Origin of the sequence: Peiella sedimenti (assembly GCF_030504955.1) — a bacterium.
GTDB classification, from domain to species: Bacteria; Pseudomonadota; Alphaproteobacteria; order Caulobacterales; family Caulobacteraceae; genus Brevundimonas; species Brevundimonas sedimenti.
In genome coordinates this window covers 322,493-337,412 of sequence record NZ_JAUKTR010000001.1, presented here as the reverse complement: position 1 = coordinate 337,412, position 14,920 = coordinate 322,493, and the positions used below count along the sequence as shown (strand labels likewise).

13 protein-coding genes are annotated in these 14,920 nt (G+C 70.9%); all 13 read right to left on the bottom strand.

Features of this window, described 5'->3' with window-relative positions:
- Window positions 1–31: 31 nt before the first annotated feature.
- On the bottom strand, window positions 32–2,917 hold the full coding sequence (locus Q0812_RS01675; RefSeq protein WP_302108559.1) for a bifunctional [glutamine synthetase] adenylyltransferase/[glutamine synthetase]-adenylyl-L-tyrosine phosphorylase: 2,886 nt from the start codon (window positions 2,915–2,917) through the stop codon (window positions 32–34).
- A complete protein-coding gene (locus tag Q0812_RS01670) occupies window positions 2,914–4,314 on the bottom strand; it encodes a sensor histidine kinase (protein ID WP_302108558.1) in 1,401 nt (466 codons plus the stop codon). Before Q0812_RS01670 ends, Q0812_RS01675 begins: the two co-directional genes overlap by 4 nt.
- A 41-nt stretch (window positions 4,315–4,355) precedes the next feature.
- Window positions 4,356–5,027, bottom strand: a complete 672-nt coding sequence (locus Q0812_RS01665) for a response regulator transcription factor (RefSeq protein WP_302108557.1) — start codon at window positions 5,025–5,027, stop codon at window positions 4,356–4,358.
- Between the two features lie 23 nt (window positions 5,028–5,050).
- Window positions 5,051–6,589 carry a Do family serine endopeptidase gene (locus tag Q0812_RS01660; RefSeq protein ID WP_302108556.1) on the bottom strand — a complete coding sequence of 513 codons (1,539 nt, stop codon included), beginning with the start codon at window positions 6,587–6,589 and terminating at the stop codon, window positions 5,051–5,053.
- Window positions 6,590–6,696: 107 nt separating this feature from the next.
- On the bottom strand, window positions 6,697–7,158 hold the full coding sequence (locus tag Q0812_RS01655) for a cytochrome c-type biogenesis protein (protein WP_302108555.1): 462 nt from the start codon (window positions 7,156–7,158) through the stop codon (window positions 6,697–6,699).
- On the bottom strand, window positions 7,155–9,098 hold the full coding sequence (locus Q0812_RS01650) for a heme lyase CcmF/NrfE family subunit (RefSeq protein WP_302108554.1): 1,944 nt from the start codon (window positions 9,096–9,098) through the stop codon (window positions 7,155–7,157). Before Q0812_RS01650 ends, Q0812_RS01655 begins: the two co-directional genes overlap by 4 nt.
- Window positions 9,095–9,556: a cytochrome c maturation protein CcmE gene (ccmE, locus tag Q0812_RS01645; protein ID WP_302108553.1), complete on the bottom strand. Its 462-nt coding sequence runs from the start codon at window positions 9,554–9,556 to the stop codon at window positions 9,095–9,097. Before ccmE ends, Q0812_RS01650 begins: the two co-directional genes overlap by 4 nt.
- Window positions 9,556–10,125: a tetratricopeptide repeat protein gene (locus Q0812_RS01640; protein ID WP_302108552.1), complete on the bottom strand. Its 570-nt coding sequence runs from the start codon at window positions 10,123–10,125 to the stop codon at window positions 9,556–9,558. Before Q0812_RS01640 ends, ccmE begins: the two co-directional genes overlap by 1 nt.
- Window positions 10,126–10,160: 35 nt before the next feature.
- Complete coding sequence (locus Q0812_RS01635; protein WP_302108551.1) at window positions 10,161–11,462, bottom strand: hypothetical protein; 1,302 nt, start codon at window positions 11,460–11,462, stop codon at window positions 10,161–10,163.
- Between the two features lie 75 nt (window positions 11,463–11,537).
- Window positions 11,538–12,902: an ATP-binding protein gene (locus Q0812_RS01630; protein WP_302108550.1), complete on the bottom strand. Its 1,365-nt coding sequence runs from the start codon at window positions 12,900–12,902 to the stop codon at window positions 11,538–11,540.
- Window positions 12,903–12,916: 14 nt separating this feature from the next.
- Complete coding sequence (locus tag Q0812_RS01625) at window positions 12,917–13,594, bottom strand: response regulator transcription factor (protein ID WP_302108549.1); 678 nt, start codon at window positions 13,592–13,594, stop codon at window positions 12,917–12,919.
- Window positions 13,595–13,596: 2 nt separating this feature from the next.
- Entirely contained in the window at window positions 13,597–13,914 is a 318-nt protein-coding gene (locus Q0812_RS01620; RefSeq protein ID WP_302108548.1) for a PepSY domain-containing protein, read from the bottom strand.
- 65 nt (window positions 13,915–13,979) lie between these two features.
- Window positions 13,980–14,903: a DnaJ C-terminal domain-containing protein gene (locus tag Q0812_RS01615; RefSeq protein WP_302108547.1), complete on the bottom strand. Its 924-nt coding sequence runs from the start codon at window positions 14,901–14,903 to the stop codon at window positions 13,980–13,982.
- Between the last annotated feature and the right edge of the window lie 17 nt (window positions 14,904–14,920).

The following is a 14,920-nucleotide window of genomic DNA, read 5'->3' as shown; positions in this document are numbered from 1 at the left end:
TCAACGGAGATGCGCCGCGACTCCGTCGCGGTCAGCCGAGAATTTCCCACAGGGCGTCCCGGGCGAGCGGCCGCAGCCGTCTCAGCTCCGCCTCGAGGCTGTCGAAGTCAGGGTGCGCTGTCTGTCGCGCCAGCAGCTGACGAAAGCCGGGCGGCTCCGCCACAGGATCGCCCGCCTCACCCAGCGAGGCCTTGATCAGCTGGTCCAGATCGCGCTGCAGCCGCCAGGCCGACAAGAGGCGGCTGACCGGCTCGTCGCCGCCGTCAACCGCGCCGGCCGCCCGCAGCATGTCGCCCACCCCTGGCGCCCCTGATGCCGCGCCGCTCGTCAGGCGAAGGAACTGGGCGGCGAACTCCGCATCCACCAGGCCTCCGGGCGCGCGCTTCAGGTCCCAGAAACCCCGGGGCCTGTCCTGGGCCTCCATGAGCTCACGCATGGTCCGCACGTCCTGGGCCAGGGACTTGTGCCGTCTCGCGTGGGACAGCGCCTGGGCCAGAGCCGAAGCGGCGCGGGCTTCAAAGCCGCGCGAGGTGGCCCAGGCCACCCGCCCCCTGGACAGGGCCAGGAACTCCCAGACATCCGCCTCGGCGGCGTAATAGTCGACCCAGGCGTTCAGGCTGACCGCCACCGGCCCCTTCTGTCCCGAAGGACGCAGCCGCATGTCCACCGGGTAGAGCGCGCCCTCGGCCGTGTGGGCCGACAGGCCGGCGATCAGCCTCTGGGTGAAGCGCACATAGAAGACCCCCGCGTCCCAGCCGCGCGTGGCCGAGACCGTCTCCGGAGAGGCCTCGTAGACCACGATGAGGTCGAGATCCGAGGCGGCCGTCATCTCGCGCGAGCCGCACTTGCCCAGCGCAATCACCGCCGCTTCGCCCTCGAACGCGCCGCCCAGCCGCTCGGCCTCGGCCAGGGCGGCCGGCGCCATGGCGCGAAGAACGGCGTCGGCCAGATCCGAATAGGCCTCGGCTGCATCGCGCGGCGTCGCGGCCCCGGTCACCAGATGCACGCCGATGCGAAACATCTGCTCGCGGTGGATGCGCCGCACCGCATCCATGGCGACCTCAAAGTCCGGGGCCTCACGGGCTTCGCGCTGAATCTCGGCCACCACCCCGCTGTCATCCCTGATGGGGGCGAAGAAGGCGGCGTCCAGAAGCGCGTGCAGCGCGGCAGGCCGCCTCGCCAGGGTCGTCGCCAGATTTGGCGCGAAGGCGCAGGCCTGGACGATCAGCTCCAGAAGGCGTGGCTGCGCCAACAGCAAGGACTGCACCTGCACCCCGGCGGTCAGGCCGGAGAAGAAGGCGGAAAATCGCGTGAAGGCCGCGTCAGCCGCTTCGGTCGCGGCGCAGGCCTGCAGCAGACGCGGCCCAAGGCGCGTGAACAGGGCGCGCCCCCTGGCCGTCCGGGTCGCGGGAATGCGGCCGTGGTGCCAGCCGCGCACGGTCTGCGACGCCAGTTCCGGGCGGGCGAAGCCCATGCGGGCGAGGGTCAACAGCGTCTCGGGGTCGTCTTCGACGCCGGTGAAGACCAGGCTTCCCGCCTCGGCGGACAGCGGTTCATCCTCGGCGAACAGGCGGCCATAGGCGGCGTTGACGGCCGCCATGGTCTTCTGGACCTCGGCGTCGAACCGGTCGAGCTCCGCCTCGCCTGAGAGGGCCGCCACGGCCCGGCGCGTCCCGGCCTCCTCGGGCAGCCGATGGGTTTGCTCGTCCTCCAGCATCTGGACCCGGTGCTCCCAGCCGCGCAGGCGCCCATAGGCCTCGCTCAGCAACGCCGCGTCATCGGCCTTCACGTGCCCCGCATCGGTCAGGGCCTTCAGCGCGTCGATCGTGCGTGGGCTGCGCAGTCCCGGGTCCCGTCCCCCCAGGATCAGCTGCAGCGTCTGGACGTAGAACTCGATCTCGCGGATGCCGCCGTGGCCCAGCTTGAGGTTCGCGCCCGCCACCGGCGCGTCCGCCAAGGCCTTGTGCACATGGATCTGACGTTTGATGGAATGGATGTCTGCGATGGCCTCGAAGTCCAGACTGCGCCGCCAGATGAACCCGGACAGTTCCTCCAGGAACGCCGCGCCCGCCGCCAGGTCGCCGCACGCGGGCCGCGCCTTGATGAAGGCGGCGCGCTCCCAGTTCTGGCCCACGGATTCGTAATAGGTCAGCGCCGCGGGCACGGCCACGGCCGGCGGCGTCGAAGCCGGGTCCGGGCGCAGACGCAGATCGACGCGGAAGACATAGCCCGCCTCGGTGCGTTCGGTCAGCAGCCCGGCCAGCCGGTGCGCCACGCGATTGGCGAAGGGCTGGGCGTCCAGCGGGTCGTTCAGCGCCGCGCCCAGTGTCTCGGGGTCAAAGAAGATCGAGACGTCGATGTCGCTGGAGTAGTTGAGCTCGCCGGCGCCCATCTTGCCCATGGCCAGACCGAACAGCCCCGGGATCGGAACGGTTGGATCGTCCGGCGGCTTCAGCTTGCCCCTGGCGATCGCTTCGGCCGCGATCACCGCCATCGCCGTCTGACAGGCCGCATCGGCGTAGGCCGTCAGAGCGCCGGTCACCTGATCGAGGCTCCAGACTCCACCCAGATCGCAAAGGGCCGTCAGCAGATGCAGACCCGCCTTGCCCCGCCGCAACAGGCCTTCGGCGCCTTCCTGGTCCAGCGACGCGTTCGCCGCCGCAGCCAGCAGGGCGTCCAGCCTCGCCTGAGGCTCAGCGATCAGCGTCTCACCCAGCAGTTCGGGCCGCCGCTCCACCATTCGGCGCAGATAGGGTGACGCGGCGAAGATCGGCGACAAGGCTGGCCAGCCCGCCTCCAGCGCCTCGACCCAGCCGCTCGCGTCCGCAACCCCTTGAAGGAGCTCAAGCGTGCGCGCCGCCCGTCCGGCATCGACGACGGGCCCGCAGGGGCTCAGCCGTTCGGCCAGCGCCCTCATGCCGGCGGCAGCAGGATCGCCACCCGCAGACCGGGTCCATAGCCGCCGAAGGCGCCTGGTCCCTCATCCAGTCGGATCGTGCCGCCGTGCGCCTCGGCCACCGCCTGCACCAGGGAAAGCCCCAGCCCGGACCCTGGCTCCGAACGGCTGTTCTCCAGGCGAACGAAACGCTGCAGAACGCGCGCCCGCTCGTCACGCGGCACGCCGGGTCCGGTGTCTGTGGCCGAGAATTCCACCTCGCCGGTCGAGCGGCGGCGCGCCCGCAGCATCACGGCGCCGCCCGCCGGCGTATATTTGATGGCGTTGTCCAGGATATTGGCCAGGGCCTGGGCCAGGAAGGCGCGGTCGCCCTGGATCATCAGGCCCTTCTCCACCTCGGCGGCGAACTCCAGGCCCTTGTCCTCGGCGGCGGGCTCGTACAGTTCGGCCATGTCGGCGGCCAGTTCCGCGGCGTCGAACACGGTCTTGTCCGGCGTCTCGCGCGCGGCCTGCAGGCGGGCGATGGCAAGCACTGTGTTGAACGTCTTGAGCAGGCTGTCGGTCTCGGAAAGGGCCGTGCTCAGCGCCTGGACCGGATCGCCGCGCCCAGCCTCGACCTCGATGAGGGCGGATTCCAGCCGGGCTCGCAGGCGGGTCAGCGGGGTGCGCAGGTCGTGGGCGATGGCGTCGCCCACATGGCGCAGATTGGCCATGCTCTGCTGCAGGCGATCCAGCATCAGGTTCAGGCCCTGCGCCAGCTCGTCCAGCTCGTCGCCCGACTTCCGAAGCGGGATGCGCGCGTTCAGATCGCCGGCCCGCACCGCCTCGACGGCGGTGTTCAGGGCGGCCATGCCGCGCTCGACCTGGCGGCTCAGGATCAGGCCGCCGGAAAGTCCCAGCAGGAACACCAGCGCCGCCGCGCCCCACAGGCCCTCGGACAACCGGGCGAGGAAAGCCTGGCCGGACGCCATGTCCTCGCCGACGAACAGGCGCTCGCCCCCTGACAGTCGCACCTCCCGGCCCCAGGCCGTGATCTTGACCAGGCGCCCGGCGTCGTTGGCCTCGGTCAGGGTAAAGCTGGTCGAGGCCTCCCCGTCCGGCAGCCCCTCGATGGGGCTGGCCTCCAGGTTGCCGGTGACCCGCTCGCCGCTGGCCGACCTCAGCAGGAACAGCCCGTCGTCGCCGCCGGTCGCCCGCTCGATCAGCGCCTGGTTCAGCCCCGCCACGCCGCGCGAGGCGTAGATGGCCCTCAGCGCCTGAAGCTTGGCGTCCACGGCCTGTTCCGCCTGCACGCGGGCCTCATGCGCCGAGGCCAGATAGACATAGGTCAGGACGGACGCCGCCGCCGTTGTGAACAGCGCCAGGAACAGCACGGTCAGGCGGAAGGGCGTGCGACGGAACAGCGAGGCGATGCGCATGCCCTAGCTCCTCGCCCCCGCCATGGCCGGCACGGCCGCCGTCAGGCTTCGAGCCGGTAGCCGGCCCCGCGCACGGTCTGCAGCATGGCCCGGTCGAAGCCCTTGTCGATCTTGGAGCGCAGGCGGCTGATGTGCACGTCGATGACGTTGGTCTGGGGGTCGAAGTGGTACTCCCACACCTTCTCCAGCAGCATGGTCCGCGTCACCGACTGGCCCGCGTGACGCATCAGAAACTCAAGCAGCTGGAACTCGCGTGGCTGCAGGTCGATCTCCTGCCCGGCCCGGTGGACCGATCGGGCGATCAGGTCCATCTCCAGGTCGCCGACCTTCAGCACGGTCTGAACCGAACCCGTCTCGCGCCGCCGCGCCAGGGCCTCGACCCGCGCCACCAGCTCGGACAGCGCGTACGGCTTGACGAGATAGTCGTCGCCGCCGGCCTTCAGGCCCGCCACGCGGTCGTCCACCTCGCCCAGGGCCGACAGGAACAGCACCGGGGTCTGGTCCCCCGTGCGGCGCAGGGTCTCCACCATGGCCAGACCGTCCAGCCGCGGCATCATGCGGTCCACGACATAGACGTCGAAGTCGCTGTCGCCCGCCTCCTTCAAGCCATAGGCGCCGTCAGCCGCCACCACGCACTGGTGGCCCGAAGCCACCAGCCCGCGGCACATGGCTTCGGCCGCCTCCACGTCATCCTCGACGATCAAAATCCGCATGCCTGGCCCCCTTTGCGCGGCGATCAGTCCAGATCGACCACAACCGGGCGCTGGCGTCCACCCACGTTGACCAGCAGGAACACGCCTGGGCGGCCGGCCTGGCGCACGCGGGCGACCACGTCGCGGAACGCCGCCACGCTGTCCAGCGCGACCGTGTCGGCGCGGGTGATGACCATGCCGGGGCGGAAACCCTTGCGGCCGGCGTCAGAGTTGGCTTCGACCGCCAGCACGACGAGACCGCGCGCGCCGGCGTCGATGCCGTACTGTTCGCGCAGCTGCGGCGTCAGCGGCGCCACCTGCAGGCCGAGGATGGAGGCGCCTTGCGGGGTCGCCGGCGCCTCATCGCGCGGGCCTTGGCCCGGCTGCGCCTGATCACCGCCGTTCAGAACCGATTCTTCCGGACGAGACGCAGAGCGCGCGTTCAGGGTCATGCGGCGACCGCCGCGCAGCACTTCCAGTCGCAGATTGTCGCCCGGCCGGGCGTCGCCCACGCGGCGCGTCAGCTCGACGCTGTCCTCGATGGCCTCGCCGTTCAGCGAAACGACCACGTCGCTGGCCTGAACGCCCGCCCGGTCGGCCGGGCCGCCCGGCGTAACCTCGACCACCAGCGCGCCTTCGGTGTTCGGCAGCCCCAGAGCCCGCTGCGTGTCCTCGGTGACCACGCCCACGGTGACGCCCAGATAGCCCCGCTCGACGCGGCCGTTCTCGATCAGTTGGCGCGTAACCCGGTTGGCGACGTCGGCCGGAATGGCGAAGCCGATGCCCACCGAATAGCCGCTGGGGCTGTAGATGGCCGAGTTCACGCCAATGACGCGGCCGTAGATGTCGAAGGTCGGCCCGCCCGAATTGCCCCGGTTAATCGGGGCGTCGATCTGGATGTAGTCGACGTAGTTTTCCTGCAGCTGACGGCCATAGGCCGAGACGATCCCGGCCGTCACCGTGCCGCCCAGGCCCAGCGGATTGCCCACCGCGATGACCCAGTCGCCGACGCGCGGACGGGCGTCCGTCTCGAAGGTGACGAACGGCAGGTTCTGGCCGTCGACCTTCAGCACCGCCAGGTCGGTGCCCTCGTCGCGTCCGACCACCCGCGCGGGGAAGCTGCGTTCATCGTTCAGCCGGACGGTGATCTCCTCGGCGCCTGCGATGACGTGGTTGTTGGTGACCACATAGCCGTCGGCCGAAATGAAGAAGCCCGAACCCGAACCGTACTGCTGCGGCTCGGCGTTCGGGTCAGCGCCTTCTTCGCCGCCGGCGCCGGGCGGCACGGGGACCACGCCAAAGCCGGGGATGTTCAGCTGCCGGGACGGAGCGCGGCCCGCCACATCGATGGAGACCACGGCCGGCGAGACCGTATCGACGATGTCGGCGAACGACAGGGGCGCGCCAGGCGGCGGCGAGAACACCACGTTGTTCGACGCCCGCACCACGCCCCGCGGATCCACCACATCGGCGCGGGACTGTGCGTCCGCCCCCGGCCAGGTGAGGGCGCCGCCGGCGGTGGCTCCGGCCGCGATCAACAGGCCGGCGGCTGCGCCGACGATGAACTCTTTGCGCTTCAGCATGATGGGGCAGAAATCCTGATGTGTCCGGGGAACGGGGTCATGGAAGTGAATAGATGGGGCATTCGCGCCGCGATCTCAACTTACCCTTCCGTCACCTGACGCCGGAATTAAGCCGCATCCGGCCCCTCGTCCTGGGCCGAAATGAGGCCGTCGCCCGTCGGTTCCGGCCCTGCGGGCGAACGCCGCAGGCGCATCAGGATGGCGGCCCCGCCGATCACGATCAGGAGAAAGGGCGCGCCCCACAGCAGCCAGGTTCGGGGGCCGACCGGCGGCTTCAGCAGCACGAAGTCGCCGTACAGGCGCTGGAGATCCGCCTTGATGGTCTGGTCGCTGCGGCCCGCAGCGACCTCCTCCCGGATGCGGCGGCGCAGATCGCCGGCGATGCCCGCCTGGGAATCGGCGATGGACTCGTTCTGGCAAACGACGCAGCGGATGTCGCGGAACAGGGCCTGCGCCCGCGCTTCCTGCGCCGGATCGGACAGCGACCGCTCGGGCGGCGGCGGCGGCTCCTGGGCCGCAACCGGCCCGGCCAGCAGCGCCGCGGCCAGGATCAGCGCGGCGCCTCTCATCCCCGCCTCCGAAACCAGGCGGCAATGGCCAGAATACCACCCAGCGCCATCAGCAGCGGACCCAGGAAGATCAGCCTCGCCAGAGGATTCCAGTGCGCCCGCACCGTCCAGCCGCGCCCGGCGCCGTCGTCGCGCCGCTCGCCCAGCACCACATACAGGTCATCCAGACCCTGGAAGCACAGGCCCACCTCGGTCGTCATCTGGCCGTTGTGCGGAAACAGCCGCCGTTCCGGCTCCACGCGGCACACGATGCGGCCGTCCCGTCGCGCGGTGATCACCGCCTGCTCCGCCAGATAGTTGGGCCCTTCCCTGACGCCGACGCTGTCCAGCGTCAGTTCTACGCCCGCCACCTGCGTGCGCCCGCCCGGCATCAGGATGTCCGAGGTCTGGGCCTTGGCCGTCGTCTCCACCACCGCGCCCAGCAGGAAGACGCCAAGACCCAGGTGCGCCAGGGTCATCGCCCATACCGCCACGGGCGTGGCCTTCAGCCGGCGCCAGCGGCCCGCCCTGTCCGCGCCTCGCGCGGCTCGAGACCACGGCTCCCAAAGGGCCCCCGCCATCAGCCAGACGGCCAGGGTGGCGCCCAGCCAGGCGCCGATTTCGCCCAGGCCCAGAACCGCCGCCGCCCAGACCAGGGCGCCCAGCGCCGCGAGGCCCGCCCATTTCAGCTCCTTCAGGGCCGGTGCGATCCGGCCCCGCCGCCAGGCCAGCATGGCGCCGACCGGCAGGGCGGTCAGACCCAGCCCCAGCAGAGGCGCGAAGGTCAGGTTGTAATAAGGCGGCCCCACCGAAACCGCTTCGCCGGTGACGGCCTCAAGCATCAGTGGATAGAGCGTGCCGATCAGGACCACGCCCACGCTGACCGTCAGGAACAGGTTGTTCAGCACCAGCGCGCCTTCGCGGCTGACGGGGGCGAAGTTGGCGTCCTCCCTGACCAGCAGCTTGGCCCGGAAAGCGAAAAGGCTGAAGGCCACGCCCGCCGAGACGCCCAGGATCGCCAGCAGCAGCACGCCCCGGCTGGGGTCCACCGCAAAGGCGTGCACCGACGTCAGCACGCCTGAGCGCACCAGGAAGGCGCCGAGCATCGAGAGCGAGAAGGACAGTATGGCCAGAAAGACGGTCCAGGCCGCCAGAGCGCCGCGTCGCTGGGTCACGATCACCGAGTGCAGCAGCGCCGCGCCCGCCAGCCAGGGCAGGAACGACGCATTCTCGACCGGATCCCAGAACCACCAGCCGCCCCAGCCCAGTTCGTAATAGGCCCAGAACGAGCCCAGCGTGATGCCGAGGGTCAGCAGCGCCCAGGACGCCAGCACCCAGGGCCGCATCCATCGGGCCCACTCGCCCGCCCGGCGTCCTTCGATCAGCGCCGCGACGGCCAGGGCGAACACGGCCGAAAAGCCCACATATCCCAGGTAGAGCATGGGCGGATGGATCGCGAGCGCCGGGTCCTGCAGCAGGGGATTCAGCGAGGCGCCTTCCACCGGCGGCTCAGCCAGGCGCGCAAAGGGCGAGGATGTGAACGCCAGGAACGCCAGGAACAGGGCGTTCAGCCCGCCGTGCACCGCCAGGGCCGAGGCCCTGAACGTCTTTTCCGGGCCCCGTGTCCAGGCCATGGCGGCGCTGAACAGGGCTCCCGTCAGGCACCACAGCAGCATGGAGCCCTCATGGCTGCCCCAGGCGGCTGTCACCTTGTAAAACAGGGGTTTGTCGGTGTGCGAGTTGGCCGCGACGTTCTCGACGGAGAAGTCTGAGGCGACGAACGCCTGGATCAGCATGGCGAAAGCCAGCGCCAGCAGGACGGCGGCCGCCGTCGCCGCGCCCTGCGCCGCCCCGCCCAGGGCGTCCGAGCCGCGCCACCGCGCCGCCGTCGACAGCCCCACCTGCAAGAGGGTGGCCGCGAACGCCAGCGCCAGCAGGAAGGCGCCGAACTCCGCGATCACGACGCCTCGCCTTCGCGCCAGACGCCCTGTTTCTTCAGAGCGTCCGCCACCTCGCGGGGCATGTAGGTCTCGTCGTGCTTGGCCAGCACCTGATCGGCGCGAAAGCGGCCGGAGGTCTCCAGGCGGCCCTCGACGACCACGCCCTGACCCTCGCGGAACAGGTCCGGCAGCGCGCCGTCATAGACCACCTGCACCTCGGCGGCGCCGTCCGTCACCCCGAACAGGATGTGGCCGGCCGCATCGCGCGAGACGCTCCCCGCCTCGACCAGCCCGCCCAGCCGCAGGGGTTGCCCGGTCTCGGGCGGCCGCGCGGCCAGATCAGAGGGGCTGTAGAAATAGACCACCTGTCCCCGCAGGCCCCAAAGCGTCAGCGCCACGGCCAGCGCCAGCACCGGCGCTATGGCGGCCACCAGGATCAGGCGTCGCCGCGCCTTGGGGGATTTCGGCAACCAGCTCATCAGCGGCTCAGCCCGAACTCGGCCGCCGCCTGGCGCATGCGATAGCGCGCCACCGGCTGGGCGGGGTCCATCTGCAGGGCGCGGCCAAAAGCGTTGACCGCATCCTCGCTGAACTGCTGGCCGCCCGCCTGATAAAGGCTCTCGCCCAGACGCGCCCACACCTCGGCCGAGGCTCCGCCCAGGCTCAGGGAACGCCGGAACGCCGAGACCGCGCCCAGGTGGTCGCCCGCCGCCATGCGCGCCCGCCCCAGAAAGGCCCAGGCGGTGGCGTCGTCCGGCGCCCGCTCCGCCGCACGCTCGGCGACGGCGGCCAGCCGCGTGGCGTCCAGGGTCTCCAGTTCCTGCGACCAGGCTTCAACGCGCTGCGCATAGGGCTGGTCCGGCGTCCCCGGCGCGCCGGTCACGGCGTAGAGCCCGGCCGCCAGCACACCCATGCCCAGCACCCCGCCCAGAAGCACCCGCTGATCCGTGCGGTCGGCGGCGGTCGCCGATGCGCGACGGGCGGCGATCAGAACGACCAGCCCGGCGCCCAGCGCCGTCAGTCCGCAGATCATCCAGAAGAAGGTCATCGCCACCTCGCCGAAGCGGGGGCGTACTTAAGCCATCAGGCGACGACTTGCGAGGGGGCGGGCGGCCCTGCGACCGCCACACGGCGCCGCAGCACCTTGGCCGCGTCGGGGCCGCGGCTGTGGTGCAGCAGATCGGCGCAGACATCCAGCATGCGCCGCGCCTCGCCCAGGTCGGCGCACTCCCCGCCGTTGACCATCTGCAACAGCTCTTCGGCGTAGTGGTCCGCCTGGTCCGCGGTCTCCTCCGCCACCCTGTTTCTCAGGGTGGAACAGCCCAGCAGGCTGGCCGCCCCGCGCACCGCCGCGCCATAGGCGGTCAGGCCCAGAGCCGTCTCCGTATGGAGGGGATCAGCAGGGGGGCGCAGGCGCGGCGCCTTGCGGCGCATGGTTCCCGCCACCGTCACGGATTCCATGGGCAAGGCCTTGCCGACGGCGGCCGGCGCGGCCTTGAGGCGCTCTTCCACAAGTCCGGAGGCCTTGCGACGGGCGTCGGCCACCCGCTTGCCCCAGGCGCCCTCGGGCGACAGCTCCACCAGCGCCTGGACCTCATCGATCAGCTGCACGGCCCAGGTCAGTTCCCCTGCGGCGCGTTCGATGGACTTCAGCCCGGCGGCCATGTCCAGCTTGAGCAGCCCGGCCAGGCGCGCCTCAACCGCATCCAGCTGCCGGTCGACGAAGGTCGCCAGCTCCGATCCGCGCAGGAAGGACTCCGTCACGCGATCCGTCGCCAGCGTCAGCAGCATCAGGGTGCGGCGCGACTCCTCGACCTGACTGAACAGCATCTCGAGCAGCCGGCGCGAGCCGTCCTCGACCAGCGCATCGGCGTCGCGCAGAGCCAGACGGAAGGCCGCCGCGTCTTCGCCCGAGGGGCGCGTCAGCCACACGTCCAGCCGGGTCAGGGCGCTGCGGCCCAGCGGCACAAGCTTCAGCCAGTCGCGAAGCTCGCCGGCGGCCTCCTCGGCCTCAAGAGCCTCCAGGGCGTTGGCGGCGCAGGCGTCCAGAACCGGGCCCCAGGCGTCCGGATCCATCAGCCTCAGCTCGTCCAGCAGCGCTCGCGGATCGACGCCGGCGGCGGCCCACAGCCGCTCCAGCGCGCCCCTCGGCAGCTGGGCGCCGATCACGCCGTCGGCGCGCGGATGAAGCATTCCCATCAGAGGCTGGAAGACCAGGGCTCGAGCTTCACGTCCGACCCGTTCAGCCTCGGCCTCGGCGCTCACCTGGGCGGCGCGCTCGCCGCCGCCGCGAAAGGCCGTTTCCAGCACATGCAGCATCTCGTCCGGCGCGGCCTTGACCAGCTGCCGGACCGCCGCCGCCTGCACGTCTGTCAGCTTGGCCATGGTCTTTCGGCCCTGCGATCATGCGTAAACACCGGCGTACGGTGAACGATCAGTGTTAATGAACCCCTTTACCGCTCAGGCTTCGGCGCGCGGCAGCTCCAGCGTCACGGCCAGGCCGCCAAGTCGGCTCTCACCCAACGCCACCGTGCCGCCATAGGCGGCGCACAGCTCCTTCACGATGGACAGGCCCAGGCCCGAGCCCGGCGCGTTCTCGTCCAGCCGCTCGCCGCGCTTCAGGGCCTGTTCGCGCTGATCAGCGGCCAGGCCGGGGCCGTCGTCCTCGATGACGATTCTCAGGCGCGTTTCGCCGTCCGCTACGGCCACCGCGCTGATGCGGCGGCGGCTCCATTTGCAGGCGTTCTCCAGCACGTTGCCGAGAATCTCCTGCAGGTCCTGGCGCTCCCCCCGGAACCACAGGTCCGGCTCGGCGTCCCAGTCGATCTCGACGCCCTTGGACTGGAACACGCGCTCCAGCATCCGCGCCAGTTCGTCCAGCACTTCTTCGACCTGGGTGCGCTGGCCGCCGCCCTGCGCCCTGGCGGCGGCGCGGGCGCGGCGCAGGTGGTGGTCCACCTGGCCGCGCATGACCTCGGCCTGACGGCGGACCACATCGGCCAGTCCGTCGCTCTTGCCCTCGCTTTCGGCCAGCATCACCGAGATGGGCGTCTTCAGCGCGTGCGCCAGGTTGCCCACATGCATGCGCTGGCGCTCCACCACCTCCCTGTTGTGCTCCAGCAGCGCGTTCAGCTCTTCGGCCAGGGGCGCGATCTCGACCGGATAGGCGCCCTCCACCGCCGAGGACCGGCCCCGGCGAACGGCGCCGACCTCGCGGCTGAGATCATGCAGCGGCCGCAGGCCCAGCCGCACCTGGAAGAACACCGCGGCCACCAGCCCGCAGCCCAGCAGCGCCAGCGCCGTCCAGGTCAGGGTCGAGAAACGCCGCACGTCCGCATTGACCGCCGTCCGGTCGATGCCCGCCAGAAAGATCAGCGGCTCCGAGCGGTTGGGCAGGGTGCGCCGGATGGCCATGATGCGTAAGGGCTCGCCCCGCGGGCCTTCGCCCCCGTAGATGTCGGGCCCGCTCTCCTCAAGGTTCAGGGACCGGCCCCGCGGCAGGGGCAGATCACCGTCCCAGAGCGAGGTCGACTGTTCCAGCACCGTCAGCCGCTCGCCCTCGCCGGCTTCGGCCACCAACCAGTATTTGCCCGAGAAGATGCGCAGGGAGGGCTCGTCGCGGATCTGCGGCACGACGACCTCGCCGTCGACCACGTTGGCCACGGCCACGACCGCGTCCAGGGTTTCCTGATTGCTTTGGTCCAGGCGCTGCAGCGAGGCGTCCCGAAAGAACGCGGTCAGCGCCGCCCCGGTCAGCACCAGGGCCGCCAGGCTCCAGGCGGCCGCCAGTAGGATCAGCCGGCGCGCCAGCGATCCGCGCGGCATGGCGGGCCCGGCGCTCAGCCTTCGGCCTCGCCCGGCAGGGCCGACAGCCGATAACCCAGGCCGCGGACGGTCTGGATACGGTCCGAGCCGATCTTCTTGCGCAGCCGGCCCACGAACACCTCGATGGTGTTGGAATCGCGATCGAAGTCCTGCTCGTACAGATGCTCCACCAGCTCGGTGCGGCTGATCACCCGGCCCTGATGCATCATCAGATAGTGCAGCAGCCGGTACTCCAGCGAGGTCAGGCGCAGCGGTTCGCCGTCCACGCTGGCGCGGGCCGCCCGCGGATCAAGCCGCAACGCGCCGCACGTCAGCACGGCGCTGGCGTGACCGGCCGACCGGCGCAGCAGGGCGCGTATCCGCGCCAGCAGCTCTTCGGTGTGGAAGGGCTTGGTCAGATAGTCGTCGGCCCCGGCGTCAAAGCCCGAAACCTTATCGGACCAGGCGCCGCGCGCCGTCAGGATCAGCACAGGGGTCGCCTTGCCGTCGCGGCGCCAGCGCTCCAGCACCGAGACTCCGTCGATCTTGGGCAATCCCAGGTCCAGGACGATCACGTCATAGGGCTCGGTGTCGCCCAGGAAGTGGGCTTCCTCGCCGTCAGCGGCGTGGTCCACGGCGTAGCCAGCGTCGACCAGGGCGCTCTTCAGCTGCCGGGAAAGGTCGGCGTCATCCTCGGCCAGCAGGACTCTCATGCTTATTGCTCTCCGATCACGGCGCCCGTGCGGGCGTCGACCATGATGTCCGACACCCGCCCGTTGGGATATTCCCAACGGATCACATAAACCACCCGGTCGCCGCCACCCTGCTCGCGCGCGCCAAGCATGCGGCCGGGACGGCTGGACTGCAGGCGGCGCACCACCTCGCCCAGCTCGACGCGACGACCGCCGCGCGACTCCTCGCGCGCGCGCTCCTGGCGCAGCTGCATGCCCAGGCCGCCCTGGACCTGGGCCTCGGCCGTGGTGGGCGCAGCGACCGCCAACGCCAAGACGACAAGGATCGAACGGAACAACATGGCCCGACGATTACCGGCGTTCCTCTGAACGGCGCCTGAACGCAGCGTAAACCAGCCTGTCGCCTCTAGCGAGGGCGGGGCGTGTAGGGGCGCTTGGCCCGCCAGGTCTCGGCGAACCTGACCAGCTCCTCGTCCTGGGTCTCCGGCAGGGTCACGACCAGGTGCGCGAACAGATCGCCCCGGGCGCCGCCGGGCCGCGCATAGGCCCCTCGCCCCTTCAGACGCAGTTTGGCGCCCGAGTTCGACCCCTTCGGGATATTCAGGCTCACGGTCCCCTCGGGCGTCGGAGCCTGCACCTTGCCGCCCAGCACCGCGTCCGGCAGCGATACGGGCAGGTCCATGTGCAGATCGGGGCCCTCCTGGCGGTACAGCCGGTGCGGCTGGATGCGCAGCTCGATCAGGGCGTCGCCGGCGGGGCCGCCGGCGCGCCCCGGCTGGCCCTGGCCCTTCAGTCGCAGCACCTGGCCGTCGCTGGCGCCCTTGGGAATGGTCACATCCAGCGTCCGGCCGTCGGTAAAGGCGATGCGGCGCGTCGCGCCCAGAATGGTGTCCTCCAGACCGACCTCCACCCGCGCCCGCACGTCGCCGCCCTTGGCCGGGCCGCGCCGGCCGCCGCGCGCGCCGCCGCCGCCGAACATGTCGAAGATCTCGTCCAGATCGACGCCCTCGAAGCGGCCGCCGAAGCCGCCGCCGGGATTGAAGCCGCCCTGGCCTCCGCCCTGACCGCCTCCGGGCTGACCGCCGCCGAAGCCGCGGAAGACCTCCCGCCCATCGGCGTCGATCTCGCCCCGGTCAAAGCGCTTGCGCTTGTCCTCGTCGCCCAGCAGGTCGAAGGCCGCGCTGACGCGCTTGAAGCGGTCCTCCGCCGCCTTGTCCCCCGGGTTGCGGTCGGGATGCAGCTCCTTGGCCAGCTTGCGGAACGCCTTGCGGATGTCGTCCTGGCTGGCCGAACGCGCAACGCCCAGTTCTGCGTAAGGGTCTGCCGCCACTTTGCCGTCGATGCCTC

Coding starts and splice junctions, on each gene's coding strand:
- Q0812_RS01675 (WP_302108559.1), bottom strand. CDS start 2,917: ATGAGGGCGCTGGCCGAACGGCTGAGCCCCTGCGGGCCCGTCGTCGAT.
- Q0812_RS01670 (WP_302108558.1), bottom strand. CDS start 4,314: ATGCGCATCGCCTCGCTGTTCCGTCGCACGCCCTTCCGCCTGACCGTG.
- Q0812_RS01665 (WP_302108557.1), bottom strand. CDS start 5,027: ATGCGGATTTTGATCGTCGAGGATGACGTGGAGGCGGCCGAAGCCATG.
- Q0812_RS01660 (WP_302108556.1), bottom strand. CDS start 6,589: ATGCTGAAGCGCAAAGAGTTCATCGTCGGCGCAGCCGCCGGCCTGTTG.
- Q0812_RS01655 (WP_302108555.1), bottom strand. CDS start 7,158: ATGAGAGGCGCCGCGCTGATCCTGGCCGCGGCGCTGCTGGCCGGGCCG.
- ccmE (WP_302108553.1), bottom strand. CDS start 9,556: ATGAGCTGGTTGCCGAAATCCCCCAAGGCGCGGCGACGCCTGATCCTG.
- Q0812_RS01640 (WP_302108552.1), bottom strand. CDS start 10,125: ATGACCTTCTTCTGGATGATCTGCGGACTGACGGCGCTGGGCGCCGGG.
- Q0812_RS01635 (WP_302108551.1), bottom strand. CDS start 11,462: ATGGCCAAGCTGACAGACGTGCAGGCGGCGGCGGTCCGGCAGCTGGTC.
- Q0812_RS01630 (WP_302108550.1), bottom strand. CDS start 12,902: ATGCCGCGCGGATCGCTGGCGCGCCGGCTGATCCTACTGGCGGCCGCC.
- Q0812_RS01625 (WP_302108549.1), bottom strand. CDS start 13,594: ATGAGAGTCCTGCTGGCCGAGGATGACGCCGACCTTTCCCGGCAGCTG.
- Q0812_RS01620 (WP_302108548.1), bottom strand. CDS start 13,914: ATGTTGTTCCGTTCGATCCTTGTCGTCTTGGCGTTGGCGGTCGCTGCG.